This is a genomic window from Kitasatospora sp. NPDC057500 (assembly GCF_042802195.1).
Taxonomy (GTDB): domain Bacteria; phylum Actinomycetota; class Actinomycetes; order Streptomycetales; family Streptomycetaceae; genus Kitasatospora.
This window is the reverse complement of the sequence record NZ_JBHVER010000028.1, coordinates 19,645-45,981: the sequence shown is the minus strand read 5'-3', so window position 1 is coordinate 45,981 and position 26,337 is coordinate 19,645. Positions and strand designations below refer to the sequence as shown.

Here is a 26,337-nt window from a genome sequence, read left to right as displayed (position 1 = left end):
CCCCGCCCCGGGAACGCCGAAGGCCGCCTCCCGGACGGGAGGCGGCCTTCGTTTCCTGTGGAGCTACGGGGAATTGAACCCCGGACCTCTTGCATGCCATGCAAGCGCTCTACCAACTGAGCTACAGCCCCTTGACCTGCGATGTCACCGGGGGTTTCGTTCCGTTTCCCTCGGCGACATCGACTACTTTACACGGTCCGGGGGGTGCTCCACGAATCCGTTCCCCCGGCGGCCCGCTACCCGCCCGTCGGCCGCTGCTCCGCTGAGGCCTCTGCGGCCTCTGCGGCCTCGGCCGAGGTCTGCGCCGGGTCCTCGGCAGGAGGCCGCGCCCGGCCGGCCGCCACCGCCCGGGCGGCGAGTACGGCGGCGATCGCGACGGCCCCGCCGACCGTGACCGAGGTGACCAGCAGCGCGTGCCCGGACTCCCCGGCCGACGCCGGCAGGTCGACCGCCCCGAGGAACACCGAGCCGACCAGCGCCACGCCCACGACCTGGCCGAGCTGGACCGCGGTGACCACCACCCCGCTGGCGTTCGCCGCGTCGGCGGGGGCGACCCGGGCGAGCGCCCTCCCGAACAACGGTGTGTACGCGCAGCCGGCCAGCACCCCGAGGACGGCGGAGAGCAGCAGCGGCGCCGCCCCGACCCCGGCACCATCGCGCAGCAGGAGGCCGAACGGCAGGTAGCCGACGGCGAGCAGGCCGGCGCCCAGCCAGGGCAGGACGCCGTGCAGGCGCCGGGGCAGCCGCTGCCAGTGCAGGCCGGCGACACCGAAGCCGACGGCGATCGGGGCGGAGCAGAGTCCGGCGCGCAGGGCGCTGTACCCGAGCCCGGACTGCTGGTGCAGGGCGAAGGAGAACATGAAGCCGGCGAACGCCAGCATGATCATGAACACCGCGCCGACCGCGGGCAGCAGCCCGGCCGCGCCGAGGACGCGCCCGCTGATCAGCGGCTGTCCGCCGCGCCGGGCGATCCGCCGCTCGACGAGGACGAACAGGGCGAACAGCGGCGCACTCGCGCCGAGCATCGCCAGGCTCCAGCCGGGCCAGCCGAGCTCGTGCCCGAGCACCAGCGGGACGACGAGCAGCCCGAGGGCCGCGGCGAGCACCAGCAGGCCGGGCAGGTCGAAGCCGCGGTCGCGGTCGCCGGGCAGCCGTGGGAGCAGCCGGGCGCCGGCCGCCAGCAGCACCAGGCCGATCGGCACGTTGACCAGGAAGACCGGACGCCAGCCGGCGCCGAACAGGTCGGCGCTGACCAGCACCCCGCCGAGCACCTGCCCGGCCGCGATGCCGCCGGCGAGGACGGCCGAGTAGAGGCCGAGGGCGCGCAGCCGGGCCTGGCCGGTGAAGGTCCGCTGGACCAGGCTCATCACCTGGGGGACCATCAGGGCCGCCCCGGCTCCCTGGAGCAGCCGGAAGGCGATCAGCCAGCCGGTGGCGGGGGCGAGTCCGCAGGCCAGCGAGGCGGCGGTGAAGGCGGCCAGGCCGCTCTGGAAGAGCCGGCTGTAGCCGTAGCGGGCACCGAGCCGGGCGCCGGTGATGAGCAGGACGGCGTAGGCGATGGTGTAGCCGGCCACCACGAACTGCAGGGCGGCGCCGGAGGCGTGCAGGTCGGTGCGGATGGTCGGCACCGCGACGTTGACGATGGCGGTGTCGAGCACGGCCATGAACTGGCCGCTGAGGACGAGCGCGAGGAGCGCTCCGGGCCGGGCGACGGACGCCGTCCCGGGCCTGGCGGCGGGCGCACCGTCCGGCGAGTCGGCCGGGGAGTCGGCCCGCGATTCGGTCCCGGCCGGGCCGCGCCGGGTCTGTAGATCGGTCATGCGTCGAGCCTCGCGACGGCCCGGTACCAGTGGTTAGAGCCTGCCGATCCTGGTACTGGCAGCACCTGTTTCACCCCGCCGGGCTGCGGCACGATGGCGGGTATGACCGTCGTGGACACCCCCGGCACCGTCAATCCCGCGCCCACCGGCAGGGCAACCACCGGCAGGGCCACCGCCGGCCGGCGCGACCGCCGCCGCACCGAGCTGGCCGAGTACCTGCGCGCCCGCCGCGCCCGGGTCTCCCCCGAGGACGTCGGCCTGCCGCCGGGCCTGCGCCGTCGCACACCGGGCCTGCGCCGCGAGGAGGTGGCCCAGCTCGCCGGGGTCGGCGTCACCTGGTACACGTGGCTCGAACAGGGGCGCCGGATCAACGCCAGCGCGCAGGTGCTCACCGCGGTGGCCCGGGTGCTGCTGCTGGACGCCACCGAGCGCGAGCACCTGTTCCGGCTGGCCGAGGTGGCGGTGCGGCCCCCGGCGTTCCCGGACCCGGTGCTGGACCCGTCGGCGCAGCTGATCCTGGACGCGCTGGTCCCGCTGCCGGCCGCCGTCTCCAACAGCCGGTACGACGTGCTGGCGTGGAACTCCAGCTACGAGGCGCTGTTCGCCGCCAGCCGGACGCGGACGGCCGACGGCTGGTTCAACAGCCTCTGGTGCACGGTGACCAGCCCGGACTGCTGCAGCCCCTTCCTGAACCGGGACGAGCAGCTGCCGCAGATGGTCGCGGTGCTGCGCGGCGCGTACGGCCGGCACGTCGGCGAGCCGGCCTGGGAGGAGTACGTGCGGTCGCTGCAGGACGTGAGCCCGGCGTTCCGGGAGCTGTGGGCCCGCCAGGAGGTGTCCTCGCGGCGGACGTCGCTGAAGGTGTTCCGCCACCCGCGGGTGGGCGTGATGCGGCTGAACGCGACGTACCTGACGATCCCCGGGATGCCGGAGGCGTACGTCGCCGTCTACACCCCGGACGGGCCGGAGGACCGCGCGCGGGTGGAGCGGCTGGCGGCGCTGGAGCCGGGCGGCTGGAACGACCCGTGCGACCACACCCGCACCGGGCCGACCCGCTGAGCGGGCAACGAAACCGCGCGGGCAACGAAGCAGCGCGGGCAACGAAGCAGCGCGGGCAACGAAGCAGCGCGGGAAACGAACGGCCCGGGGCACGACGGCGCCGGGAACGCCGGAAGGCCGCCACCCACCGAGTGACGGCCTTCCTCGTCTGTGGAGCTACGGGGAATTGAACCCCGGACCTCTTGCATGCCATGCAAGCGCTCTACCAACTGAGCTACAGCCCCGCGACACACGTGATCCCTCAGGACCCCGGGTGCGGAGTGGAGCTACGGGGAATTGAACCCCGGACCTCTTGCATGCCATGCAAGCGCTCTACCAACTGAGCTACAGCCCCTCGCTGACCGGATCTCCCGCTTCCCTTCCGGGCCGCGTTCCCTCCGTGCGAACGAGGAAGACTCTAACCGCAAAGGCCCGGAACTGCGAAATCCGCCCCCCGGGGCCCCCTCCGCACCCCTGCCGGGGACCTCAGGTGTCGTCGCCGATGACCGGCTGCGGCAGGGTGCCCGCGTTGTGCTCCAGCAGCCGCCAGCCCCGCGCACCCCGGCCCAGCACGGACCAGCAGCAGTTCGACAGCCCGCCGAAGCACTCCCACAGCACCGGCTCCAGGCCGAGCATCCGCCCGAGCATGGTGCGGATGGTGCCGCCGTGGCTGACCACGACCAGCGTGCCGTTCTCGGGCAGCTTGCCGGCCGCGTCGAGCACCACCGGCACCGCCCGGTCGGCGACCTCGGTGGCGAGCTCGCCACCGCCGCGCCGCACCGGCTCGCCCCTGGTCCAGGCCTCGAACTCCTCGGGGTAGCGCTCGCGGATCTCCGCGTTGGTCAGCCCCTGCCAGGAGCCCGCGTAGGTCTCGCGCAGGCCCTCGTAGTGCTCGACGTCCAGGCCGGTGACCGTGGACAGCTCCTCGGCGGTGCGCCGGGCCCGCTGGAGGTCCGAGGAGATCAGCAGGTCCGGGCGCAGCCCGGAGAGCAGCCGGGCGGCCCGCTGCGCCTGCAGCACGCCCTGCCCGGTCAGCTCGATGTCCGTGGTGCCCTGGAAGCGGGATTCGAGGTTCCAGGAGGTCTGGCCGTGCCGCCAGAAGACGATGCGCGGACCTCGCGCGCCCCGGCTCAGCTGTAGTCCTCGGCGCCGAAGTCGTCCGCCGGGGCCTGCTCGGCCGGGGCGACGGCGTTGCCGGCCGCGTCGGTGTGGGCGTCCGGGCGGTTGCGGGAGGCGAGGGCGTCCTCCGGCAGCGGCAGCTCGGGGCAGTCCTTCCAGAGGCGGTCCAGCGAGTAGAAGGAGCGCTCCTCGGAGTGCTGGACGTGCACGACGATGTCGAGGTAGTCGAGCAGGATCCAGCGGCCCTCGCGCTCGCCCTCCCGGCGCACCGGCTTGATGTCCAGCTTCTCGCGCAGCTGGTCCTCGATCTCCTCGGCGATCGAGCGGACCTGGCGGTCGTTGCTCGCGGAGGCGATCAGGAAGGCGTCGGTGATCGACAGCACCTCGCTGACGTCGAACGCGACGATGTTGTGGGCCAGCTTGTCGGCCGCCGCCTGGGCGGCGACGTTGATGAGGTCCTGGCTGTGCTCAGTGGCGGTCACGGTGTTCTTCCGGCTCGGCGGCTTGGGGCGCCCCGTGCGCGGCGCGCCGGGGATCGCCTTCCAGGATCTCACGCCGCCCCGGCGGCCCCGGAACCGATTTCCGGGGCCGCCCGCCCGTACGGGCCCGCGCTACTGGGGCTTCGGCGGCGCGTAGTCCTTGCCGAGCACGACCACCAGGTCGGCGTTCTGCGCGTCGGCGACCTTCTTCACCGCCGTCTCCGGCAGGTTGAGGCTGATCGCCAGCGACTTCGCGGCGGCCTGCCGGGCGTCGTCGGTGTAGCGGATCTCACTGGCGGCCTGCGGTGCGCTCTTGGAGCCGCCGGGGACGAAGGTGAGGCCCGCGTTGACCACCTGGACCTGGGCGGAGGCGGCCGCCTGGTCGTTGCCGGTGGCGTCCTGGATGGAGACCCTGGCCGGTGCGTCACCGCTGGTCGCGGCCTTGACGGTGCCGCCGAGCACCTCCTTGACCTGCTTGCCGGCGGTGGCCTCGTCCAGCGAGCCGTCCGGCTTGACGGTCAGCGCGGCGGTGCCGAACTGGCCGTTCTTGGCGAGCTGCGCCATCTGCGCGAGCACCCCGGCGAGGGCGTCCTCGGGCAGCGAGGGGTCGAGCACCGCGTTCATCCGGTGCACGTCGTCCTTGGCGTCCTTGAACTCGACAGGCATGGTGCGCACCACGGCGTCCATCACCTGGCCGAACCGGGCGAGCTGGGCGTCGCGGTTCTCGCCCTCGTTCTGCAGGGTCGCGTAGCCGACCGCGGCCTTCCCGCCGAGCAGGGTGTTCTTGCCCGCCGCGGCGAGCACCTTGCCGTCCGGCTTGCCGCCCTCGTGGACCTCGGCGTTGGTGTCCACCCGGACGCCGCCGAGCTGGGAGACCAGCAGTTCCAGGTACGGGGTGTCGAGCCGCCAGGTGCCGGCGACCGGGGCGCCGAGCACGGTGGCCAGGCCCTCGCGGGTGCCGGAGGCGCCGAGGGTGTCCATGGCCTGGCCGATCGTGGTGACCGGCGGGTCGCCGGGGCCGGGCAGCCGCAGGGTGTCCGGCAGCAGCAGGACGGTGCCCTTCTTCCCGGAGGCGTCGTTGACCAGCAGCGCGCTGGAGACCTTGCCCTGGAGGTCGCGCAGGTGGACGACGTTGACCTGGCGCGGTCCGGCCGCGGCGGCCGCGTTCTCCTTGCCGCCGCCGGTGAACCAGAGGTAGCCGCCGGTGCCGGCCGCCGCGACCGCGAGGACCACGCCGGCGCCGATCAGCCGGGTGCGCAGCCTGCGGCGGCGCTCGGCGCGCACCTCGCTGCGGGACTCGGCGAACTTGAGCCAGTCGATGACGTCCTCGGACTTCTCCGCCTCGTCGTCGACGAACGTGAACTCGCCCGTGGTGTAGTCGTCCTCACCGGCCCCGGCCCCGGCCCCGGCTTTCCCGGCTCCGGTCCCGGCGCGGGCCGGGCGGGAGCCGCCGACCTGCTCGGACGGCGCCGCGGGCCGCGCGGAGGCGGCCGGCTCGGCGGTGGCCGGGCGCGGCACCCGGGGGCGCGGCGGTACGGGCGCGGGCGCGGCGGGCTCCGCCGCCGGACCGGGTTCCGGCGGGGCGACCACCGGCATCTGCGCGGTCGGGTACGACTGCTGCTGCTCGTACGGCTGCGCATGCGGCTGCGGCTGCTGGTAGCCCTGCGGGTCCGGCTGCTGGTACTGGTCCTGGTAGCCGTAGCCGCCCTGCTGCTGGTACCCCTGCGGCGCCTGCTGCCCGTACCCCCCGGGCTGCTCGTACTGCGGCTCGTAGGAGCCCTGGTACCCCTGCTGCTGGTACTGGTCCTGGTAGCCGTACTGCCCCTGGCCGTAGGGCGCGGGCTGCACCGGCTGCCCGTACTGGTCGTACTGCTCGTACTGGCCCGGCTGTTCGTACTGGCCCGGCTGCTGCTCGTAACCGCCCTGCTGCTGGTAGGGCCGGTACTCCTGGTACTGCCCCGCGGACCAGTCGTCCGGCTGTCCGGACTGCTGCCCCTGAGGTCCCCTGCGCTCGCTCATCCGTCGGTCGGCCCCTCCGGGATCAGGTCCGGTGCGGCGCGTACAGCGCCCGCTTGTCGATGTAGCGGACCACGCCGTCCGGGACGAGGTACCAGACCGGCTCGCCCTTGGCGACCCGGTCGCGGCAGTCCGTGGAGGAGATGGCCAGCGCCGGGACCTCCACCAGGGAGACCCCGCCCACCGGAAGCCCGGCGTCCGACAGAGTGTGCCCCGGCCGGGTGCATCCGATGAAGTGGGCGAGCGAGAAGAGCTCGTCGGAGTCCCGCCAGGAGAGGATCTGGGCGAGCGCGTCGGCGCCGGTGATGAAGAAGAGGTCGGCGTCCGGGTGCATCGCGTGCAGGTCGCGCAGGGTGTCGACGGTGTACGTCGGTCCCTCGCGGTCGATGTCGATGCGGCTGACCGAGAACTGCGGGTTCTCCGCGGTGGCGATGACCGTCATCAGGTAGCGGTCCTCGGCCGGGCTGACCTGCCGGTCGCTCTTCTGCCACGGCTGTCCGGTCGGGACGAAGATCACCTCGTCCAGGTGGAACGCGCTGGCGACCTCACTGGCGGCGACCAGGTGCCCGTGGTGGATCGGGTCGAAGGTGCCGCCCATCACGCCGAGACGACGCCTCTCCGGCGCCGGTACGCCGGGATTCCCGGTCTGCTCTCCCATGGCGCCACACCTTACGCGACGCCCGTTGCGGTGCGGGAACGGCCGGGTGACGGGCGTCCCGGGGGCGGTGCCGCACCCCGGGCCACCGTCGGCCGGGTCAGCGGTCCCGGTTGAAGCGGGTGGTCACGAAGAGCAGCACCAGGAGGACGAACAGCGCGGCGCCACCCGTCAGGTACGGGTTGAGGCTGTCGTGGTTGCCCCCCTCGCCCTCGTTCGCGAGGAGGTTCAGGACGGGGAGTGCGGCGGCAGTGCTCATGGTCGGCGGGACCTTCTCGGCTCGGATGGCGGGCAGGGGGTGTCGTACGGGCCGGTGAGGGCCCACCCGTCATCGTACGGGGGGTTACACGGCAACCGCTCGGCGGCCCACCGCGGCTGAGCCGCCGTGAGCCGGGGCCGGGAAACCGCCGTGAGCCGGGGCCGGGAAGCCGCCGTGGGCCGGGGCCGGGAAACCGCCGTGGGCCCGGGCCGGGAAGGGGCCGCTCCGGCGGGCCGGTCAGTTGTTGCGGCCGGCCCGCAGCAGGACCCAGGCCAGCAGGCCCACGCCGACGAACGACGCGACCACGATGATCCGCAGGAAGAGCCCGGGGCCGTCCTCCGCGGAGATCGGGGCGGCCAGGCTGGCAAGGGCGGCGGTGGACATCTGCGGGCTCCTCGGACTGCGCGGTGCCGCGGCCTGAGGTGGCCCGGCTCTCCCGGGCAATCAGGGTAAACCGCCCTCACACCGGCGCCGCCCACCGCCCCCGCGGGCACCGTCCGCGCCGCCCCGGACGGCGCCGGCGCGACCCGGGACACACAGGCGGGGACGAGTGCGCAACCGCGGACGTTGTCCGGACAGTCGTTGCAGACGAAGACCAGCGGGGGCCGGCCGGGGACCGGGGCCACCGTCGACAGGGAGGCACTCACACATGACCGACACGACCGCGAAGACCCCGAGCCGGCGCCGCCAGCGCTTCCCGGAGATCTCGACCCGCGCCTGGGAGCACCCGGCGGACCGCTCGGCGCTCGTCGCGCTGCGCAAGCTGACCGGCTTCGACGACGTGCTGAAGAGGCTCGCCGGCCTCGTCTCCGAGCGCTCGATCCGGCTGATGTTCCTGGCCACGGCCGTGAAGACCTCCGAGCGGCAGTTCCCGGAACTGCACGAAATGGTCCGCGACGCCGCCTACGTGCTCGACCTCGACAAGGTGCCGGACCTCTACGTCACGCAGGACCCGGCGGTCAACGCCTTCTGCATCGGCATCGACACCCCGGTGATCGTCGTCACCAGCGGCCTGGTGGAGCTGCTGGACGAGGAGGAGCTCCGCTCGGTGATCGGCCACGAGGTCGGCCACGCGATGTCCGGGCACGCCGTCTACCGGACCATGCTGATGATCCTCACCAACATCGCCACCCGAATAGCCTGGGTGCCGCTCGGCAACCTGGCGATCATGGCGATCGTCACCGCGCTCAAGGAGTGGTTCCGCAAGGCCGAGCTCTCCAGCGACCGGGCCGGCCTGCTGGCCGGGCAGGACCTCCAGGCCTCGATGCGGGCGCTGATGAAGCTGGCCGGCGGCCACAACCTGGCCGAGATGAACGTGGACGCCTTCCTGGAGCAGGCCGCGGAGTACGAGAAGGCCGGCGACCTGCGCGACGGCGTGCTCAAGCTGCTCCAGGTGCTGCCGCAGAGCCACCCGTTCGCGGTGGTCCGGGTCGCCCAGCTGAAGAAGTGGGCCGAGAGCGAGGAGTACCGCTCCATCCTGGCCGGGGCCTACCCGCGCCGCACCGACGACCCGGACACCTCGGTCGGCGAGCAGTGGCGGGCCGCCGCCGAGCACTACACGACCTCGGTGAAGGAGAGCAAGGACCCGCTGATGGGCCTCATCCGCGACGTCGCGGGCGGCGCGGCCTCCGTCGGCGGCAAGCTCCGCGACACCTTCACCGGCGCCGGCCGCGGCAACGGCGGCAGCAACGGCAACGGCAGCAGCGGCAAGGACGGCGGCTCCTCCGGCAACGGCTGAGGCACCGCCTGCGGGAACGGTTCGACGGCCCCCGGCCACCCGGCCGGGGGCCGTCGGCCGTCCTCAGCTCCCCGCCAGCACCCCGCACAGCTGCCAGGCCGGCCGCGCGTGGTTGCCCGGGTCCACCGCCGACGGCCCGGCCGGCGGCGTGCCGGTGTCCGTGCCCGCGAGCACCGGCTGCACCGCTCCGGCCAACGAGCCGTCGCACGGCGCCGGCCCCGCCTGGAGCACCGAGTCCACCAGCCGCAGCTGCGCCGCCGCCAGGTCGATCCGGTCGAACTCGAAGGTCAGCTGCCGCCGCACGGTCTCCAGGGTGACCGGCGCCCCGCTCGGCGCACCGGCCTGCTTCAGCGCGTAGACGAAGGTGTGGTCGGTGGTGATCCGCAGCGTGCCGCTGTCCGCCTCGTCGATCCGCATCGCACCGGCCACCTTCACGGTGTCCGCGGCCAGCGCGACCTGCGCCGGGTCGAAGCGGACCAGCCAGCCGGTCAGCGCGTGGTGCCGGTCGTCGACCGGCTGCACCACGCTCGCGTCGAACTGCGCCTGCTCACCGGGGGTGATGAAGGCCCGCACCTCCGCGGTCGCCCCCTGCACCAGTACGGCGGGCGACAGCGAGGACGCCACCAGGTAGCGCTGCACGGTGTCCAGTGCCTTGGTCACCTCGACCCGGGAGAAGTGCCCGGTGGCCGCCCCGGTCGGCGTGCCCAGCCCGACCGCGCCGTCGCTGTAGCCCGGCGGCAGGCCCGCGAACGGGTTGGCCGGATCGGCGACCGGGTGGACCGCCGAGGCCGGGCTCAGCGCCACCAGGCTGACGGTCAGCTGGCTGCCCTGGGGGCGGGAGGTGGGACGGGTCGGCGAGCTGACCCCGAAGTACACGGCGGCCCCGAACGCCAGCAGGATCACCAGCAGCAGCGCGAGCGCCTGCCGGGGCACGGTGCCGAGCGGGCCCAGCCGGACCTTCGGGCGGATGGGCCGGCCGAACGCGCCGGACAGCCGCTCGCGCGCCGACAGCTCCTGGATCCGGGCAGCGCGGACGAACGATTCGTCGAAGACGACGGACCGGTACTCGTCCTCGTTTCCGGAACCACCCTCGGGCGCACCCTCCGGAGGCTCGCGCGGGTCACCCATGACACCAGGGTAAGGCGCATCCTCGCCCCGGTACGAGGGTCCTGCCGCAGTTCACCGGAAACCCTCCGTGACCGGTCACGGCGGGCCCGGGACGCACCGACGCACCGGTCCGCCGCCCCGTCGCTCAGCCCGTCGGGGCGGTGACCACGAGCGACGGCTCGGCCGGCGGCGGCAGCGGGTCGACCCCGGGGCTGCTGCTGCCGGACTCGGGCCGCCGGGGCGCACCGCCGGCGCCGCCCACGCCCTGGTAGATCGCCGCGACCGCCACCGCGACCAGGCTCACGCCCATGATCACGGCGAGCACCCAGGCCACCGGCCGGTGCCAGCGCTGCTGGGCGACGTGGCGGCCGCGCCCGGCGCCGATCGGGTCGAAGCCGCCCGGGCGCCAGCGCCGTGAGCGCCGCCCGGAGGCCCGGCCCGGGCCGGTCCACGGATCGGGATAGCGGTGGTCGTCGTCGAGCCGGCTCGGGTACGGACGCAGCTCCAGCGGCAGTCCGTCCCCGGGCGGGACGTCATAGGCCCAGCCGGGACCGGCCGTGTCGGGCTCGAAGCGGGCCTCGGCGGCGGCCAGCTGCCGCTCCTTGGCCGTCGGCTCGTGCACGGCGGCGGACCGCACGAAGGCCTCGTCGAAGACCACGGTGGCGAACTCGTCGTCCGCACCACCGTGGTCGGCACCGTCGGGGTACGGCAAGCCCCCCACATCGTCAGCCACGGATTCAGCGTATTACCGGGCGGGCGATTTGTCTGGGGCTCGGGGCAGTTGGTCCGTCACTCGTGTGAAGACGGGCCGGCGGCGGCCGCCCCGGCCGGGCTCAGCCGGCGTCGGCGGCGCCGCCCACGGTCGGCGTCGCCGCGCCCCGGACGTGGCCGTCACCAGTGACGATGTACTTGGTGCTGGTCAGCTCGGGCAGGCCCATCGGGCCGCGGGCGTGCAGCTTCTGGGTGGAGATGCCGATCTCGGCGCCGAAGCCGAACTCACCGCCGTCGGTGAACCGGGTCGAGGCGTTGACGGCCACCGTGGTCGAGTCGACCAGCTGCGTGAAGCGGCGGGCGGCGGCCTGCGAGGTGGTGACGATGGCCTCGGTGTGGCCGGAGGTCCAGCGGCGGATGTGCGCGACGGCGGCGTCCAGCGAGGGGACGACGGCGGCCGCGATGTCGTACGACAGGTACTCGGTCTCCCAGTCCTCGTCGGTGGCGGGCAGCACGGTGGCGGCGGAGCCCTCGGCGGCCTTCAGCACCGCCTCGTCGCCGTGCACGGTGACCCCGGCCTCGGCGAGCGCGGCGAGCGCGAGCGGCAGGAAGTCGTCGGCGATGTCCTGGTGGACCAGCAGGGTCTCGGCCGCGTTGCAGACGCTGACCCGCTGGGCCTTGGAGTTGAGCAGGATCCCGACGGCCATCGCCAGGTCCGCCCGGGCGTCGACGTAGACGTGGCAGTTGCCGGTGCCGGTCTCGATGACGGGGACGGTGGAGCCCTCGACGACGGTGCGGATCAGCGAGGCGCCGCCGCGCGGGATGAGCACGTCGACCAGGCCCCGGGCGCGCATCAGCTCCTGCACGGAGTCCCGGCTCTCGCCCGGGACGAGCTGCACCGCGTCGGCCGGCAAGCCGGCCGCCTCGACGGCGTCGCGCAGCACGCCGACCAGCGCGGTGTTGGAGCGGTAGGCGGAGGCGGAGCCGCGCAGCAGCACGGCGTTGCCGGACTTCAGGCAGAGCGCGGCGGCGTCGACGGTGACGTTGGGGCGGGCCTCGTAGATGATGCCGACGACGCCGAGCGGTACCCGGACCTGACGCACGTCCAGGCCGTTGGGCAGGGTGTAGCCGCGCACCACCTCGCCGACCGGGTCGGGCAGGCCGGCCACGTCGCGGACGTCGGCGGCGATGGCGGCGATCCGCTCCTCGGTGAGGGTGAGCCGGTCGATCACCGACTCGGCGGTGCCGGCCGCGCGGGCCCGCTCGACGTCCTCGGCGTTGGCGGCGGTGATCTCGGCGGCGCGGGCGACCAGGGCGTCGGCGACGGCCCGCAGCGCGGCGTCCTTCGCGCTGCGCGGCAGCGGGGCGAGCACGGCGGCGGCCTCCCGGGCTCGGCGCGCTACGGCGAGGACGGGGCTGTCGGCGGTGGCGAGGTCGCTGCTCATGCGCCCAGCGTAGTGGAGGGCCTCAGCCCTCCCCCGCCCCATTTCGCCCGATGAGACACCCCCGTTCCTCGGCTCCCGCACGCGCTCCTCCCGCACGGGGCCCTTCCCCTCCCCACCCCCTCAGTAGGGGTGGACCCCGCCCAGTTGCGGGGGCGGGCCGGCGAAGCCCTCGGCGACGCGCTGGTGGTAGGTCGCCCGGTCCACCACCTCCAGGCCGACGATCTCCCACGGCGGCAGCTTGGCCGTCACCTTGTGCTCGCCCCACAGCCGCAGCGCGATCGCCGCCGCGTCGTGCAGGTCGCGGGCCTGCTCCCAGTAGCGGATCTCGGCGTGGTCGGCGGCGTAACGGGCGGTCAGGAAGAACGAGTGGTCGTGCGCCAGCTGCTCCAGGCCGGCGCGCAGCTCGGACAGCGGCGTGACCGGCCCGGCCACGCTGAGCACCACGTGCCAGAGCCGGGCCTGTTCGGGCGCGGTGGGCGGCTCGGCGGCGGGGCGCCGCTCCGCCCGGAGCCGGTGCACCGTGGCGGGTCCCTGGGGCGGCGGACCGGCCGGCCCGGCAGCGGCGTCGTCCCCGCCGCCGTCGATGCTGGTCAGCCGCCGGCCCGCGGTCCCTCCGGTCAGCGCTGCCTCGCGCCTGCGTTCCACCGGCGGCCTCCTGTTCGGCGATGTCGTGTCGTCGTACCAGCCGGCCCCGGCCGGCGCGCGTACGACCGCGCCCCACCTCGCCCGTGGCCGGGCGTGCTCCCCGTGCGGAGCCGCCCGCGTCCCGGCGGTCCGGCGGCCGGTCAGCCGCGCAGGACGACCAGGTCGTCGCGGTGGACGACCTCCCGCTCGTAGGCGGCGCCGAACTCCTGGGCGAGGTCCCGGGTGGACCGGCCGAGCAGGCGGGGCAACTCCCTCGCATCAAAGTTGACCAGTCCGCGCGCGACGATGTGGCCGTTTTCGGCAAGAAGGTCCACCGGATCACCCGCGGCGAACTCGCCGTCGACCTTGGTGACCCCGGCGGGCAGCAGTGAGGCACCGCCGGAGACGACGGCCGTGACGGCGCCCTCGTCCAGGTGCAGGGCGCCGCGCGGGCTGCTGGCGTGGGCGAGCCAGAGCATCCGGTCGGAGGAGCGGCTGCCGGTGCGCAGGAAGAGGGTTCCGGTGGGGCGGCCGGCGAGCGCGTCGGCGGCGTGGCTGGCGGCGGTGAGGACGACGGGGATGCCGGCGCCGGTGGCGATCCGGGCGGCCTCGACCTTGGTGACCATGCCGCCGGTGCCGACCCCGGCCTTGCCGGCGCTGCCGATCTCGATGCCGTCGAGGTCGTGCGGCCCGGCGACCTGGGCGATCCGGCTGGCGCCGGGGCGGGAGGGGTCGCCGTCGTAGAGGCCGTCGACGTCGGAGAGCAGGACGAGCAGGTCGGCGCGGACCAGGTGGGCGACCAGGGCGGCCAGCCGGTCGTTGTCGCCGAACTTGATTTCGGCGGTGGCGACGGTGTCGTTCTCGTTGACGATCGGCATCGCGCCCATCGCGAGCAGCTGGTCGAGGGTGCGGTAGGCGTTGCGGTAGTGGGCGCGCCGGCTGGCGTCCTCGGCGGTGAGCAGGACCTGGCCGACGCGCAGCCCGTAGCGGGCGAAGGAGGCGGTGTAGCGGGCGATCAGCAGGCCCTGGCCGACGCTGGCGGCGGCCTGCTGGCGGGCGAGGTCCTTGGGGCGCTTCTCCAGGCCGAGCGGGGAGAGCCCGGCGGCGATGGCACCGGAAGAGACGAGCACGACCTCGGGGGCGTCGGGGCGGGTGCGGACCTTGGCGAGGGCGTCGACGAGGGCGTCGACCCGGTCGGCGTCGATGCCGCCGGCGGCGGTGGTGAGTGAGGACGAGCCGACCTTGACGACGATGCGCCGCGCGGTCAGCACCTCGGCCCGCAGTTCTTCCTCGCTCATCTCGGGTTTCACCCTTCCGGTGTGGTGCGCTGGCGGCGGGTCCGGGCCCCGGCCGCATCCCCCGCAATCTACGCGATCGGCGCACCCCGGCCGCACCCCGTTCCAGCGGCCGGACATTCCCCGCGAAGGCCCCCGGCGGCCCGACGCCCCGTCAACGGCGAAGCCCCCGGCGCCTGTTGGAAAGGCGGCGGGGGCTTGCCCGGGTCATGGACCGGTCCGGACTCAGTCGTCCTCGTCGTCGCCCTCGATGGCGGCCTGGCGGCCGCTGGAGAGCGCCTCGAAGGCGAGGTACTCGGCCTCGGCGGCGTCCCGGCCCTTCTGCTTCTCGCGGCGGCGGTCGACGGCCGGGCGCTGGGTCTCGAAGCGGTGGTCCTCACCGCGGCGGCCGAGCATCTCGGCGCCGGCGGCCATGGTCGGCTCCCAGTCGAAGACGACGGCGTTCTCGTCGGGGCCGATGATGACGGTGTCGCCCTCGTGCGCGCCGACCTTCCACAGCTCCTGCTCGACGCCGAGGCGGGCAAGGCGGTCGGCGAGGTAGCCGACGGCCTCGTCGTTCGAGAAGTCGGTCTGCCGCACCCAGCGCTCGGGCTTGCCGCCGCGGATGCGGTAGGCGCCGTCCTCCTCGGTGATGGTGAAGCCGGTGTCGTCGACGGCGGCGGGCCGCAGCACGATCCGGGTGGACTCCTCGACCGGCTTCGCGGCGCGGGCCTCGGTGACGATCTGCGCCAGGGCGAAGCTCAGTTCGCGCAGGCCCTTGCGGGAGGCGGCGGAGACCTCGAAGACGCGGTGGCCGCGCTCCTCCAGGGAGGCGCGGGTGAGGTCGGCGATGTCCTGGCCGTCCGGCACGTCGGTCTTGTTGAGGGCGACCAGCCGCGGGCGGTCGTCGAGGCCGCCGTACTGGGCGAGTTCGGCCTCGATGGTCTCCAGGTCGCTCAGCGGGTCGCGGCCGGGCTCCAGGGTGGCGCAGTCCAGCACGTGCACCAGCACGGAGCAGCGCTCGACGTGCCGCAGGAACTCCAGGCCGAGGCCGCGGCCCTGGCTGGCGCCGGGGATGAGGCCGGGGACGTCGGCGATGGTGTAGACGGTGTCGCCGGCGGTGACCACGCCGAGGTTGGGGATCAGGGTGGTGAACGGGTAGTCGGCGATCTTCGGCTTCGCGGCGGAGAGCACGGAGATCAGCGAGGACTTGCCGGCGCTCGGGTAGCCGACGAGGGCGACGTCGGCGACGGACTTGAGCTCCATCACGATGTCGCGGGCGTCGCCGGGCTCGCCGAGCAGCGCGAAGCCGGGGGCCTTGCGGCGGGCGGAGGCGAGCGCGGCGTTGCCGAGGCCGCCGCGGCCGCCCTGGGCGGCGACGAAGCTGGTGCCGTGGCCGACGAGGTCGGCGAGCACGTTGCCCTTCTTGTCGAGGACGACGGTGCCGTCCGGCACGGCGAGGACGAGGTCCTGGCCGTCGGCGCCGGTGCGGTGGCCGCCCGCGCCGGGCTTGCCGTTGGTGGCCTTGCGCTTGGGCGAGTGGTGGTACTCGAGCAGGGTGGTGACCTGCGCGTCGACGGTGAGGATGACGCTGCCGCCCTCACCGCCGTTGCCGCCGTCCGGGCCGCCGAGCGGCTTGAACTTCTCGCGGTGCACGGAGGCGCAGCCGTGGCCCCCGCTGCCCGCGGCGACGTGGAGCTCGACGCGGTCCACGAAGGTGGTCATGGAAGTGCCTCCGATGCGAAAGGAAATTGTTCTGCCTGCGGTAAAGCGCGAAGGGTGGACCGGAACATTCCGGCCCACCCTTCAGTGTGAGTCAGGTGTGACTCAGGCCTCGACGGCCACGACGTTGACGACCTTGCGGCCGCGGCGGGTGCCGAACTGCACGGCACCGGCGGTCAGCGCGAACAGGGTGTCGTCGCCACCGCGACCGACACCGGCACCCGGGTGGAAGTGGGTGCCGCGCTGGCGGACGAGGATCTCGCCGGCGGAGACGACCTGGCCGCCGAAGCGCTTCACGCCGAGGCGCTGGGCGTTCGAGTCACGGCCGTTGCGGGTAGAGCTTGCGCCCTTCTTGTGTGCCATCTGGCTATCCCCTTACTTGCTGACCGAGTCGATGCTGGTGATGCGCACCGCGGTGTGCTGCTGGCGGTGGCCCTGGCGACGGCGGTAACCCGTCTTGTTCTTGTAACGCAGGATGACGATCTTGTCACCCTTGGTCTGGTCGACGACCTCGGCGTGGGCCTTGACGCCGGCCAGCACCCACGGGTCGGAGGTGACGGCCTCGCCGTCGACCACCAGGATGGTGGAGAGCTCCACCGAGTCACCCGGCTTGGCCTCGATACGGTCGATCTCCAGCACGTCGCCGACGGCGACCTTGTGCTGGCGGCCGCCGGCGCGAACGATCGCGTACATGCGGTACCTACTTTCCCAACTCGGTCGGAGCTCCTGATGCCAGCCACCTGGGTACGGACACAGGGGACCTCTCCCGTGGGCCCCTTGCGAGGACCGGGAGGTGATGTGCTCGGGAGCATGGCGCAGACACGCCAGTGGTCAAGAATACGGACCGGCCGCCGCGGGGGCAAACCGGCCCGTACTGGCCCGGGGCGGAGGGTGTCCGCCCCGGGCCGGGGCACTACTCGGCCGCCGTATCACCCTCGGCGGCCGCCGCCTTCTTGGCCGCCGCGCTCGTCCGCTTGGTGGCGGTCTTGCGGGCGGTGGTCTTCTTCGCCGCCGCCGTCGTCTTCTTGGCGGCGGTGGTCTTCTTGGCGGCGGTCTTGCGGGCCGCCCGCTTCTTCGGCGCCGGCGCCTCCTCGGCGGGCTCCTCGGCCGCGGCCTCGGGGGCCTCGGCGGCCTCGGGGGCCGGCTCGGTGACGGCCTCGGCCTCGACGGCGACCGGCTCGGCCACCGCCTCGGTCACGACCGCCTCGGCCGGGGCCTCCGCGGCCGGGCTGACGGCCGCGAGGGCCGACTCCAGCGCCGCCTCGGCCTTGGCCTGGAGCACCACGATCTCCGCCTCGCCCGGCGCGCCGGCCGGGGCCGTCGCCTTGCGCACCGCCCGGCGGCGGGGCCGCCCGGCGGCCGTGGTGGCGGGGGCCGGCGCGGCGGGCGCCTCGACGACCGCGGCCGGCTCGGCGGCGGCCTCGGCCGGCTCCTGCTCGACGCCCGGCACCTCGATCGCCAGCTGGCCCTCGATCTCCTCGCGGACCGGCGCCTCGGGGGCGCCCGCCTCGACGGCCTCCACCGGCTCGACGGACTCCACGGCCTGGGCGACCTCGACGGCCTGCGGCTCCTCGTGGGCCGCGCCGCCCTTGCCCCGGCGACGGCGCTTGCCGCTGCCCGAGCCCGCCTCGACGGCGGCGGTGCCACCGGCGTGCACGTGGGCGCTCGGCTGCTCCATGTGGACGATCACACCGCGGCCGTTGCAGTGCACGCACGGCTCGGAGAAGGACTCCAGCAGCCCCTGGCCGACCCGCTTGCGGGTCATCTGCACCAGGCCCAGCGAGGTGACCTCGGCCACCTGGTGCTTGGTCCGGTCCCGGCCCAGGCACTCCAGCAGCCGGCGCAGCACCAGGTCGCGGTTGGACTCCAGGACCATGTCGATGAAGTCGATCACGATGATGCCGCCGAGGTCGCGCAGCCGCAGCTGGCGCACGATCTCCTCGGCCGCCTCGATGTTGTTCCGGGTGACCGTCTCCTCCAGGTTGCCGCCCTGGCCGACGAACTTCCCGGTGTTGACGTCGATGACGACCATCGCCTCGGTGCGGTCGATCACCAGCGAGCCGCCGCTGGGCAGCCAGACCTTGCGGTCCAGCGCCTTCATCAGCTGCTCGTCGATCCGGTAGGTGGCGAAGACGTCCACCTCGGAGGTCCACCGCTGGAGCCGCCCGGCGAGGTCCGGGGCCACGTTGGAGACGTAGTCGTGGATGGTGTTCCACGCCTCGTTGCCGGAGACGATGACCTTGGTGAAGTCCTCGTTGAAGATGTCGCGGACGACCCGGACGGTCATGTCCGGCTCGCCGTACAGCAGCGCGGGGGCGTTGCCGGACGCGGCCTTCTTCTGGATGTCCTCCCACTGCTGCTGCAGCCGCTGGACGTCGCGGGTCAGCTCCTCCTCGGAGGCGCCCTCGGCGGCGGTGCGCACGATGACGCCGGCGTCGTCCGGGACGATCTTCTTGAGGATCTGCTTCAGACGGGCGCGCTCGTTCTCCGGCAGCTTGCGGGAGATGCCGGTCATCGAGCCCTCGGGCACGTAGACCAGGTAGCGGCCGGGCAGCGAGATCTGGCTGGTCAGTCGGGCGCCCTTGTGGCCGATCGGGTCCTTGGAGACCTGCACCAGCACGGACTGGCCGGACTTCAGCACGGACTCGATCCGGCGCGGGCCGCCGTGGCCGCCGAGCGCGCCGAAGTTGACCTCGCCGGCGTACAGCACCGCGTTGCGGCCCTTGCCGATGTCGACGAAGGCGGCCTCCATCGACGGCAGCACGTTCTGGACCTTGCCCAGGTAGACGTTGCCGACGTACGAGGTGGCCTGCTCCTTGTTGACGTAGTGCTCCACGAGCACGCCGTCCTCAAGGACGCCGATCTGGGTCCGCTGGCCGTTCTGGCGCACCACCATGACGCGCTCGACCGACTCGCGGCGGGCCAGGAACTCGGCCTCGGTGATGATCGGCACCCGGCGGCGGCCCAGCTCGCGGCCCTCGCGGCGGCGCTGCTTCTTGGCCTCCAGGCGGGTGGAGCCCTTGATGGACTGCACCTCGTCCGGGTCGAACGACGGCTCGGTGGAGCGGCGGCGCGGCTCGCGCACCTTCACCACCGTGCGGACGCCGTCCTCGGTGGTCTCGGCGGTCTCGACGGCGCCGGCCTCACCGCTGCGGCGGCGACGGCGGCGACGGCGGCGCGACGACGACAGGCCGGCGGCCAGGTCGTCGTCCTCGTCCTCCTCGTCGGCGTCCTCGACCGGCTCCTCGGCGGCGGGCTGCTCGGTCTCGGGCGCCTCGGCCTCGGCGTCCTCGGCCTCACCGCGACGGCGGCGGCGGCCACCGCGGCGGCGGCGGCGCGACGGGCGGCCGTCCTCCCACTCGTCCTCGGCCTCGGGGCCGGTGGCGGGGGCCTCGACGACGGCGGGCGCCTCGGCGGCCGGCTCCTCGACGACCGGCTTGGCGGCTGCGGACTTGGCGGCCGCGGCCTTGGCAGCGGCGGGCTTCTCGACCGCGGGCTTCTCGGCGGCCGCCTTCTGGCGGGCCGGGGTCTGCACCCGCACCGAGGTGCGGACGCGGCGGCGGCGGCCGACGCCGCTGTACTCGAACTCGTCCTCCTCGCGCTCGGCCGGCGCGGCGGGCGCCTCGACGGCGGCCGGCTGCGGGGCGGCCTGCGCGGCCGGGGCGGCCTGCGCGGCGGGGGCGACGTAGGGGGCGGGCTCCTGGAAGACCGGCGCCTGGAAGATCGCGGTGGACGGGCGGACCGCGCGGCGGCGCACCCGCTGCGGCGGCTCGGCCTCGGCGGCCGGCGCGGGGGCGGGCTGCTCGACGGCGGGGGCGGGCTCGACGACCGGCTCCTCGGCCGGGGTCTCCTCGGCCTCGGGCTCCTCAGCCACCGGCTCCTCGACGGCGGCGGGCTCGACCACCGGGGCGGCCTCGACCACACGGCGGCGGCGGGTACGGCGCGCCGGAGCGGCCGGCGCCTCCTCGGCGGGCGCCTCGACGGCCGCCGGGGCGGCCACGGGCTCGGGCTCGGGCTCGGGCTCGGGCTCGGCGGCGGCGACGGCCTGCACCGGCTCCTCGGCCGGCGCGGTCTCGGCCTTCTTGCGGGTCCGGCGGGCCCGCACGGGCTTCTCCGGCTTCTCGGCCTTCTCCGGCTCCTCGGTCGCGACCGGGGCTTCGTCGGCCTCCGGCGCGGTGACCACGATGGCGGTGGCCTCGGGCGCACCGGCGGGCGCCTCGGCGCGCTTGCGGGTGCGGCGGGCGCGCACCGGCTTCTCCGCCACCGGCTCGGCGGCGGGCTCGGGCTCGGCCGCGACCGGCGCCGGCTCCTCGGCCGCGATGACCGTCTCGGCGCTCTCCGCGGCCGCGCCCTGCGGCGCTCCGGCCGGGCGGGAGACCGCGCGGCGGCGCCGGCGCGGCGGCGCGGCGGACGCGCCCTCCCCGCCGGCAGCGGCGGTGTCGTTGTGTTCCGTTGCCGCAGACTGCTGCGGATCGGTGTTCTCGAGCATGCGGGTGGATCTCCCGTCAGGCCCCCGGGCTCCGCATCCGGGCACGGCGCGGCACCGGTGGCCGGCCGGCATCGCGACGATGCTCGGGCCGGACCCTTTCACGGTGCCGCCGCGCGGACGCGAGGCCGCACAGGGGCTCGTAGTCTCGCTCGGCGCCCCGCGCTCGGCGGGGTGTCGAAAGTCTTCTGGTCTGACCAGTCTTCTGAGGTTTTCCCAAGCTGCGCCGTCCCCCAACCCCGGGTGGCTCCCGGACGGGGTCCTCGGGCCCACCGACCGTCGGGGTCGGCGGGCCGCAAGAGGCCGGCCTGTGCTTCGACGACGCTCGCTCCCCTGGGGAGCCGCGGGGGCCTGGAGGACCAGCGGGCCCAGTGGGGAACTGGACCCGGCCTCCGCCCGCTAGGCGGACGCGGTTGCGCGCGGCTCGCCGGTGGCCACAGGGCCGGCCGGGGCCGCGGCGCGGTCGAGCGCCAACGGGTCGGTCACCGTGCCGGTCCCCTCGTCGAGCGGCCCCTGCGCCAGCCTGGTCACCTCTGCGGGGACCGGCGGCGCCAGGTCGGCCGTCGCACGGAGACCGGACAACACGTCGTCGGGTCGTACGGCGGGTGTGGCGTGTCGTACTACCAGGCGCAGTATCGCACAGGGACGCCCGGTCCGAACATCGCGGGCCTCTTCACCCGCTGCGTCCGCACCGCCGTCGACCTGCGGCGGGAGGACTTCGAGAGCCGCCACCGCACCGCGCGCGTCGAAGACCCGGACGCCGTTCTTGGTGAGGCGTTCGACCTCGACCCGCTCCTCGGCGAGGAACGCCGCGGCCGCGCGGTCCGCCTCCTGCGGCTCGACCCCGTCGAGCCGGACCCGCCATTCGGAGGCCTCCAGGCGCTCCACGAAGTTGGACGTGCGCACCTCGACCGCGTCGATCACGTCGAGGCCCCTGGGCAGCGACTCGTCCAGCAGGACGCGCAGCTCCTCGGGGTCACGGGGGGCGGCGAGTCCGATCTCCAGGTACTCCGCCTCGCTGGCCACACCGGTCGGTGCCGCGTTGGCGTAGGACACCTTGGGGTGCGGGGTGAAGCCGGCCGAGTAGGCCATCGGCACCGCCGACCGGCGCAGGGCGCGCTCGAAGGCGCGCTGGAAGTCGCGGTGGCTGGTGAAGCGGAGCCGGCCGCGCTTGGTGTAGCGGAGACGGATCCGCTGCACCGTCGGCGCGGGCGGCGGACCGTCGGGCGTACGGCGTGCCAGGGTCGCTCAGTCCTTCGTCAGTTTTTCCCCGTCCGCAGCGGAGGCGTTTTCCCGCCACTGTCCGGACGCTGTCACCTCAAAGGGTACGCGCCCCGGCCCACCCCTCGCCCCGCCCCCGGGCGGCAGCCGCCCCTCAGTCCAACGAACCGGGCTCCGCGAGCCACCGGGTCTTGAGCTCGGTGTGCTTGGCGAGCGTCTCGAAATCCCGGTCGTAGTGCAGCACGGTCAACCCGTGATGCAAGGCAGTCGCGGCCAGGAGCAGGTCAACCACACCCGCAGGGCGGTGGGCCCCCGATTCGGCCAGCGTGAACCGCAGCGCCCGGACACGGCGCCACACGTCGTCCGGCATGACCCACCATGTGTACAGCCGATCGAACTGCGCCGACATCGCCCGCATCTCGGAGACCGAACGGGCCGAGTAGAGCAGTTCGGCCTCGACTGCCGAACACATGCCGACCCACCCGGAAGTCAGAGCCTCGCTCCACGCGGCCAGCGCCGTCGGCCGCGTCAGCAGCCGCGCCGCCGCAGACGAATCGATCAGGAAGTCGTCGCGCTCTCCCACTCGGCCCCACCCTGCTTTCCTCGCCACGCCTCGTCCTTGAAGCCCGGCTCCAGGACCCGGTCGAAGGCGCCGCCCTCAGCGAGCCGCACCAACTCCTGCAGTGCGAGCTCCCTGCGACGCCTCGCCCCTATCTCGATCAGGGCCGCGTTGACCGTGTCCTTCTTGGTGGTCGTGCCAAGCACCTCGGCAGCCAGAGCCAGAGCCTCGTCATCGATATCGATCACGGTCTTCGACATATATTACACCACCTCTCATGATGTATATATCCACCATCTCACTGGCAACATCACTCATGCAAGTCCCGTTTGAGATGGCGTAGCCCCCGACAGAGATATCTCTGTCGGGGGCTACGGTATTGCTACTACTTGTTCACCACGGTGAGCGGGAGGAGCTTCTTGCCGGTGGGGCCGATCTGGATATCGAGTCCGAGCTGCGGGCAGACGCCGCAGTCGAAGCACGGGGTCCAGCGGCAGTCGTCGACCTCGACCTCCTCCAGGGCGTCCTGCCAGTCCTCCCACAGCCAGTCCTTGTCGAGACCGCTGTCCAGGTGGTCCCAGGGCAGGACCTCCTCGTAGCCGCGCTCGCGGGTGGTGTACCAGTCGACGTCGACGCCGGTGCCGGCCAGGCCCTTCTCGGCGGAGGCCATCCAGCGGTCGTAGGAGAAGTGCTCGCGCCAGCCGTCGAAGCGGCCGCCGTCCTCGTAGACCGCGCGGATGACCGCGCCGATCCGGCGGTCGCCGCGGGAGAGCAGGCCCTCGACGATGCCGGGCTTGCCGTCGTGGTAGCGGTAGCCGATGTTCTTGCCGTACTTGCGGTCGCCGCGGATCGAGTCGCGCAGCTTGGCCAGGCGGGCGTCGGTGGCCTCGGCGGACAGCTGCGGGGCCCACTGGAACGGGGTGTGCGGCTTGGGCACGAACCCGCCGATGGAGACGGTGCAGCGGATGTCGTTCTGGCCGGTGACCTCGCGGCCCTTCTGGATGACGTTCTTCGCCATCTCGCCGATCTGGAGCACGTCCTCGTCGGTCTCGGTGGGCAGGCCGCACATGAAGTACAGCTTCACCTGGCGCCAGCCGTTGCCGTAGGCGGTGGCGACGGTGCGGATGAGGTCCTCCTCCGACACCATCTTGTTGATCACCTTGCGCATGCGCTCACTGCCGCCCTCGGGGGCGAAGGTGAGGCCGGAGCGGCGGCCGTTGCGGCTGAGCTCGTTGGCGAGGTCGATGTTGAAGGCGTCGACCCGGGTGGACGGCAGCGACAGGCCGATCTTGTCGTCGGCGTAGCGGTCGGCCAGGCCCTTGGCGACGTCCCCGATCTCGGTGTGGTCCGCGGAGGACAGCGACAGCAGGCCGACCTCCTCGAAGCCGGTCGCCTTGAGCCCGCGCTCGACCATCTCGCCGATGCCGGTGATGCTTCGCTCCCGCACGGGGCGCGTGATCATGCCGGCCTGGCAGAAGCGGCAGCCGCGGGTGCAGCCGCGGAAGATCTCGACGGACATCCGCTCGTGGACGGTCTCGGCGAGCGGGACGAGCGGCTGCTTCGGGTAGGGCCACTCGTCGAGGTCCATCACGGTGTGCTTGGAGACCCGCCACGGCACGCCGGGGGCGTTCGGCACCACGCGCCCGATCCGGCCGTCGGCCAGGTACTCGACGTCGTAGAACTTCGGCACGTAGACGCCGCCGGTGCGGGCCAGCCGCAGCAGCAGCTCGTCCCGCCCGCCGGGGCGCCCCTCGGCCTTCCACTCCCGGACGATCCTGGTGATGTCGAGCACGGCCTGCTCGCCGTCGCCGATCACCGCGCAGTCGATGAAGTCCGCGATCGGCTCGGGGTTGAACGCGGCGTGGCCGCCGGCCAGCACGACCGGGTCCTCGTCGGTGCGGTCGCGGGCGTCCAGCGGGATGCCGGCCAGGTCGAGCGCGGCCAGCATGTTGGTGTAGCCGAGCTCGGTGGAGAAGGACAGCCCGAACACGTCGAAGGCGCGCACCGGCCGGTGGGCGTCCACGGTGAACTGGGGGACGCCGTGCTCGCGCATCAGCGCCTCAAGGTCCGGCCAGACGCTGTAGGTGCGCTCGGCCAGGACGCCCTCCTGCTCGTTGAGCACCTCGTAGAGGATCATGACGCCCTGGTTGGGCAGGCCGACCTCGTAGGCGTCGGGGTACATCAGCGCCCAGCGGACGTCGCAGGCGTCCCAGTCCTTGACGGTCGAGTTCAGCTCGCCGCCGACGTACTGGATCGGCTTCTGGACGTGCGGGAGGAGGGCCTCCAGGCGTGGGAAGACCGATTCGACAGTCATGTGTACTAGGAACCCTTACGACGTTCGGGACCGCCGCGCACTTGGCGGGGGCGACGGCTGGGAGGGGTGACCCTCAAGGGTAGCCGAACCGGCATGGCCCGCGGCCCGGCCGAGGTCCGCCGCGGGGCCGCCGCGGGGCCGCCGCGGGGCCGCCGCGGGGCCGCCGCCGCCCGCCCCGGGCGGCGGATCCCGCACGTGAACGCGGCCCCACCGGCGTCCCACCACGGGCCCACCGCGGCCCCACCGCGGGTGCCCGACGACTGTTGACACGCTCCGAGGCCGCGTGCGGTACTGGCAAGGCTCCACCGGAAGGTCCAGTGCGTCCCCGGGACAGGGAGTCGGCCGCGCGCGCACCGGCCGCGCCGGGAGGGCCCGGCGCGACCCCCGCACCCTCCCCCGGCCGAGCCCCCCGGCCGCGCCGCCCCGCCCGCCCCCGAGGACAGGAGAGCCATGACCGACACGGGCCGGCGGACGCGCCGGATCGAAGCCCCGCGGCAGGACACCGGGACCTATCCGGGGGTGGCGCGCGCGATCGCCGCCGCCCGCCGGCTGGCCCGCCGCCACCCCGGGCGCTGCCGGGTCCGCGAGGTGGGCCGCTCCCGGGCGGGGCGCCCGCTGGTCCTGCTCTCGGTGGACGACGGGGAGCGGACGGTCCTGGCCGTCGGCGGGCCGCACCCCAACGAGCCGGTCGGCGTGGCCGCGGCCGTCCGGCTGGCCGAGCGGGTGCTGGAGCTGCCGCCCCGCCCTGGGGTCGGCTGGCACGTCCTGCTCTGCCTGGACCCGGACGGCGCCGCGCTCAACGAGGGCTGGCTGCACGGCCCGCTCACCGCCGCCCGGCACTACGAGCACTTCTTCCGGCCGGCCTTCCACGAGCAGCCCGAGCTGCTGCCGCACCCGGACGGCCCGCTGGCGCCGATGCCGGAGAGCCGGGTGCTCACCGGGCTGATCGACGAGCTGCGCCCGGCGCTCCAGTGCTCGCTGCACGGCGTGGACTTCGGCGGCGCGTTCGTGCAGCTCACCCGGCCGCTGCCGGCCCTGGCCGACCGCTTCGCCCGCTCGGTGGCGCGCGGCGGCATCCCGCTGGACGTCGACTCCTACGACGCGGTCGGCTGGGACAGCCCGGCCCCGGGCAGCTATGTGATGCCCGCGCCGGGGCGCCGCCGCCAGCCCCTTCCGGACCGCCCCGAGCTGTCCACCTGGTCGTACGCGGGCCGGTACGGCGGTACCACGGCGGTGCTGGAGGTGCCGATGTGGGCGATCGACGCGGTCGGCGACGCCCGCCCGGCGCCGGACGTGCGCGCCGCCGTCGGGGCCTGCGCCGACCGGCTGGGCGGCCGGGTCGCCGAGCTGACCACGCTGCTGCCGCTGGTGCCGCCGCACGCCGGGGTGGCGTACGGGCCGCTGCTGCGCGCCGTCGAGTTCAACCTGGCGGTCTGCCGGCCGGTGGTGGACGACTGGCTCGCCCACTGGTCGTCGGCGCCGCTGACGGTGTCCCGGGTGACGGCCGCCCGGATCGCGGCCGAGCGGGTGCCGCTGCGGATCGCCTCGATGCTGCTGCGGCTGCTCGCGGACTGCGGCGGCCCGGCGGCGGACGCGGCCCGGGCGCGCGCCCGGGGGATCGTCGGGGCGAGCCTGGAGGGCCTGCACCGGCTGGGCGCCCGCTGGGTGCCGGTGGAGACCCAGGTCGCCCACCAGACCCGGGCGGTGTTCGCCGCCGCCGACCTCCTGCTGCCCCCCGCCTGAACGAGTC

23 protein-coding genes and 3 tRNA genes are annotated in these 26,337 nt (G+C 74.2%); 3 read left to right on the top strand and 23 right to left on the bottom strand.

Translation table 11 applies throughout. The annotated features are described in order from the left end of the window. Positions 1-58: 58 nt before the first annotated feature. Positions 59-131: transfer RNA gene (locus ACFU74_RS09300), tRNA-Ala, on the bottom strand. A 105-nt stretch (positions 132-236) separates the two neighbouring features. Continuing rightward, positions 237-1,820, bottom strand: a complete 1,584-nt coding sequence (locus ACFU74_RS09295; protein ID WP_380754182.1) for an MFS transporter — start codon at positions 1,818-1,820, stop codon at positions 237-239. A 102-nt stretch (positions 1,821-1,922) separates the two neighbouring features. Between ACFU74_RS09295 and ACFU74_RS09290 the strand changes: the two genes are divergently transcribed. Then, entirely contained in the window at positions 1,923-2,879 is a 957-nt protein-coding gene (locus ACFU74_RS09290) for a helix-turn-helix transcriptional regulator (protein ID WP_380754179.1), read from the top strand. Between the two features lie 151 nt (positions 2,880-3,030). Here the strand turns inward: ACFU74_RS09290 and ACFU74_RS09285 are convergent. The 8 genes from ACFU74_RS09285 to ACFU74_RS09250 form a co-directional block, all read right to left on the bottom strand. Continuing rightward, a tRNA-Ala gene (locus ACFU74_RS09285) sits at positions 3,031-3,103 on the bottom strand. A 37-nt stretch (positions 3,104-3,140) separates the two neighbouring features. Next, positions 3,141-3,213, bottom strand: a tRNA-Ala gene (locus ACFU74_RS09280). Between the two features lie 131 nt (positions 3,214-3,344). Then, the gene (locus ACFU74_RS09275; protein ID WP_380754199.1) at positions 3,345-3,992 is read right to left on the bottom strand and encodes a histidine phosphatase family protein; all 648 of its coding nucleotides are present in this window, start codon (positions 3,990-3,992) and stop codon (positions 3,345-3,347) included. After that, positions 3,989-4,459: a ribosome silencing factor gene (gene rsfS / locus ACFU74_RS09270; RefSeq protein ID WP_380754176.1), complete on the bottom strand. Its 471-nt coding sequence runs from the start codon at positions 4,457-4,459 to the stop codon at positions 3,989-3,991. The genes ACFU74_RS09275 and rsfS overlap by 4 nt, the downstream gene beginning before the upstream one ends. A 129-nt stretch (positions 4,460-4,588) precedes the next feature. Further along, positions 4,589-6,475, bottom strand: coding sequence for a LytR C-terminal domain-containing protein (locus tag ACFU74_RS09265; protein WP_380754173.1), 1,887 nt, complete (start codon positions 6,473-6,475; stop codon positions 4,589-4,591). A gap of 22 nt (positions 6,476-6,497) precedes the next feature. Then, on the bottom strand, positions 6,498-7,130 hold the full coding sequence (gene nadD / locus ACFU74_RS09260; protein ID WP_380754171.1) for a nicotinate-nucleotide adenylyltransferase: 633 nt from the start codon (positions 7,128-7,130) through the stop codon (positions 6,498-6,500). A gap of 97 nt (positions 7,131-7,227) precedes the next feature. Next, the gene (locus ACFU74_RS09255; RefSeq protein ID WP_344342390.1) at positions 7,228-7,386 is read right to left on the bottom strand and encodes a hypothetical protein; all 159 of its coding nucleotides are present in this window, start codon (positions 7,384-7,386) and stop codon (positions 7,228-7,230) included. Positions 7,387-7,623: 237 nt separating this feature from the next. After that, positions 7,624-7,770 (bottom strand): hypothetical protein, encoded by a 147-nt coding sequence (locus tag ACFU74_RS09250; protein ID WP_380754169.1) that lies wholly within the window; start codon positions 7,768-7,770, stop codon positions 7,624-7,626. Positions 7,771-8,035: 265 nt separating this feature from the next. Between ACFU74_RS09250 and ACFU74_RS09245 the strand changes: the two genes are divergently transcribed. Beyond that, positions 8,036-9,124: a M48 family metallopeptidase gene (locus ACFU74_RS09245; RefSeq protein WP_380754166.1), complete on the top strand. Its 1,089-nt coding sequence runs from the start codon at positions 8,036-8,038 to the stop codon at positions 9,122-9,124. Between the two features lie 63 nt (positions 9,125-9,187). Here the strand turns inward: ACFU74_RS09245 and ACFU74_RS09240 are convergent, their stop codons facing one another. From ACFU74_RS09240 to ACFU74_RS09180, 13 genes are all read right to left on the bottom strand, one after another. Continuing rightward, positions 9,188-10,252, bottom strand: a complete 1,065-nt coding sequence (locus tag ACFU74_RS09240) for a hypothetical protein (RefSeq protein ID WP_380754163.1) — start codon at positions 10,250-10,252, stop codon at positions 9,188-9,190. Positions 10,253-10,376: 124 nt separating this feature from the next. Continuing rightward, positions 10,377-10,964, bottom strand: coding sequence for a hypothetical protein (locus tag ACFU74_RS09235; RefSeq protein ID WP_380754160.1), 588 nt, complete (start codon positions 10,962-10,964; stop codon positions 10,377-10,379). 100 nt (positions 10,965-11,064) lie between these two features. Beyond that, positions 11,065-12,387, bottom strand: a complete 1,323-nt coding sequence (locus tag ACFU74_RS09230) for a glutamate-5-semialdehyde dehydrogenase (RefSeq protein WP_380754157.1) — start codon at positions 12,385-12,387, stop codon at positions 11,065-11,067. Between the two features lie 120 nt (positions 12,388-12,507). Further along, the gene (locus ACFU74_RS09225; RefSeq protein WP_380754154.1) at positions 12,508-13,032 is read right to left on the bottom strand and encodes a hypothetical protein; all 525 of its coding nucleotides are present in this window, start codon (positions 13,030-13,032) and stop codon (positions 12,508-12,510) included. A 140-nt stretch (positions 13,033-13,172) separates the two neighbouring features. Then, entirely contained in the window at positions 13,173-14,309 is a 1,137-nt protein-coding gene (gene proB, locus ACFU74_RS09220; RefSeq protein WP_380754151.1) for a glutamate 5-kinase, read from the bottom strand. Between the two features lie 222 nt (positions 14,310-14,531). Beyond that, positions 14,532-16,010 (bottom strand): GTPase ObgE, encoded by a 1,479-nt coding sequence (obgE, locus tag ACFU74_RS09215; RefSeq protein WP_380754148.1) that lies wholly within the window; start codon positions 16,008-16,010, stop codon positions 14,532-14,534. Positions 16,011-16,112: 102 nt separating this feature from the next. Then, complete coding sequence (rpmA, locus tag ACFU74_RS09210) at positions 16,113-16,370, bottom strand: 50S ribosomal protein L27 (protein ID WP_344342406.1); 258 nt, start codon at positions 16,368-16,370, stop codon at positions 16,113-16,115. A gap of 12 nt (positions 16,371-16,382) precedes the next feature. Continuing rightward, a complete protein-coding gene (gene rplU / locus ACFU74_RS09205) occupies positions 16,383-16,700 on the bottom strand; it encodes a 50S ribosomal protein L21 (protein WP_030397424.1) in 318 nt (105 codons plus the stop codon). A 220-nt stretch (positions 16,701-16,920) separates the two neighbouring features. After that, positions 16,921-20,496: a ribonuclease E/G gene (locus ACFU74_RS09200; protein WP_380754145.1), complete on the bottom strand. Its 3,576-nt coding sequence runs from the start codon at positions 20,494-20,496 to the stop codon at positions 16,921-16,923. A gap of 396 nt (positions 20,497-20,892) precedes the next feature. Beyond that, on the bottom strand, positions 20,893-21,693 hold the full coding sequence (locus tag ACFU74_RS09195; RefSeq protein ID WP_380754142.1) for a TIGR03936 family radical SAM-associated protein: 801 nt from the start codon (positions 21,691-21,693) through the stop codon (positions 20,893-20,895). A 175-nt stretch (positions 21,694-21,868) separates the two neighbouring features. After that, positions 21,869-22,297, bottom strand: coding sequence for a PIN domain-containing protein (locus tag ACFU74_RS09190; protein WP_380754139.1), 429 nt, complete (start codon positions 22,295-22,297; stop codon positions 21,869-21,871). Continuing rightward, the gene (locus ACFU74_RS09185) at positions 22,273-22,533 is read right to left on the bottom strand and encodes a type II toxin-antitoxin system VapB family antitoxin (RefSeq protein WP_380754136.1); all 261 of its coding nucleotides are present in this window, start codon (positions 22,531-22,533) and stop codon (positions 22,273-22,275) included. The genes ACFU74_RS09190 and ACFU74_RS09185 overlap by 25 nt, the downstream gene beginning before the upstream one ends. 125 nt (positions 22,534-22,658) lie before the next feature. Beyond that, positions 22,659-24,587, bottom strand: coding sequence for a TIGR03960 family B12-binding radical SAM protein (locus ACFU74_RS09180; protein WP_380754133.1), 1,929 nt, complete (start codon positions 24,585-24,587; stop codon positions 22,659-22,661). A gap of 450 nt (positions 24,588-25,037) precedes the next feature. Here ACFU74_RS09180 and ACFU74_RS09175 point away from each other — a divergent pair, with 450 nt between their 5' ends. After that, positions 25,038-26,330 carry a M14 family zinc carboxypeptidase gene (locus tag ACFU74_RS09175; protein WP_380754130.1) on the top strand — a complete coding sequence of 431 codons (1,293 nt, stop codon included), beginning with the start codon at positions 25,038-25,040 and terminating at the stop codon, positions 26,328-26,330. The last annotated feature ends 7 nt before the right edge of the window (positions 26,331-26,337 follow it).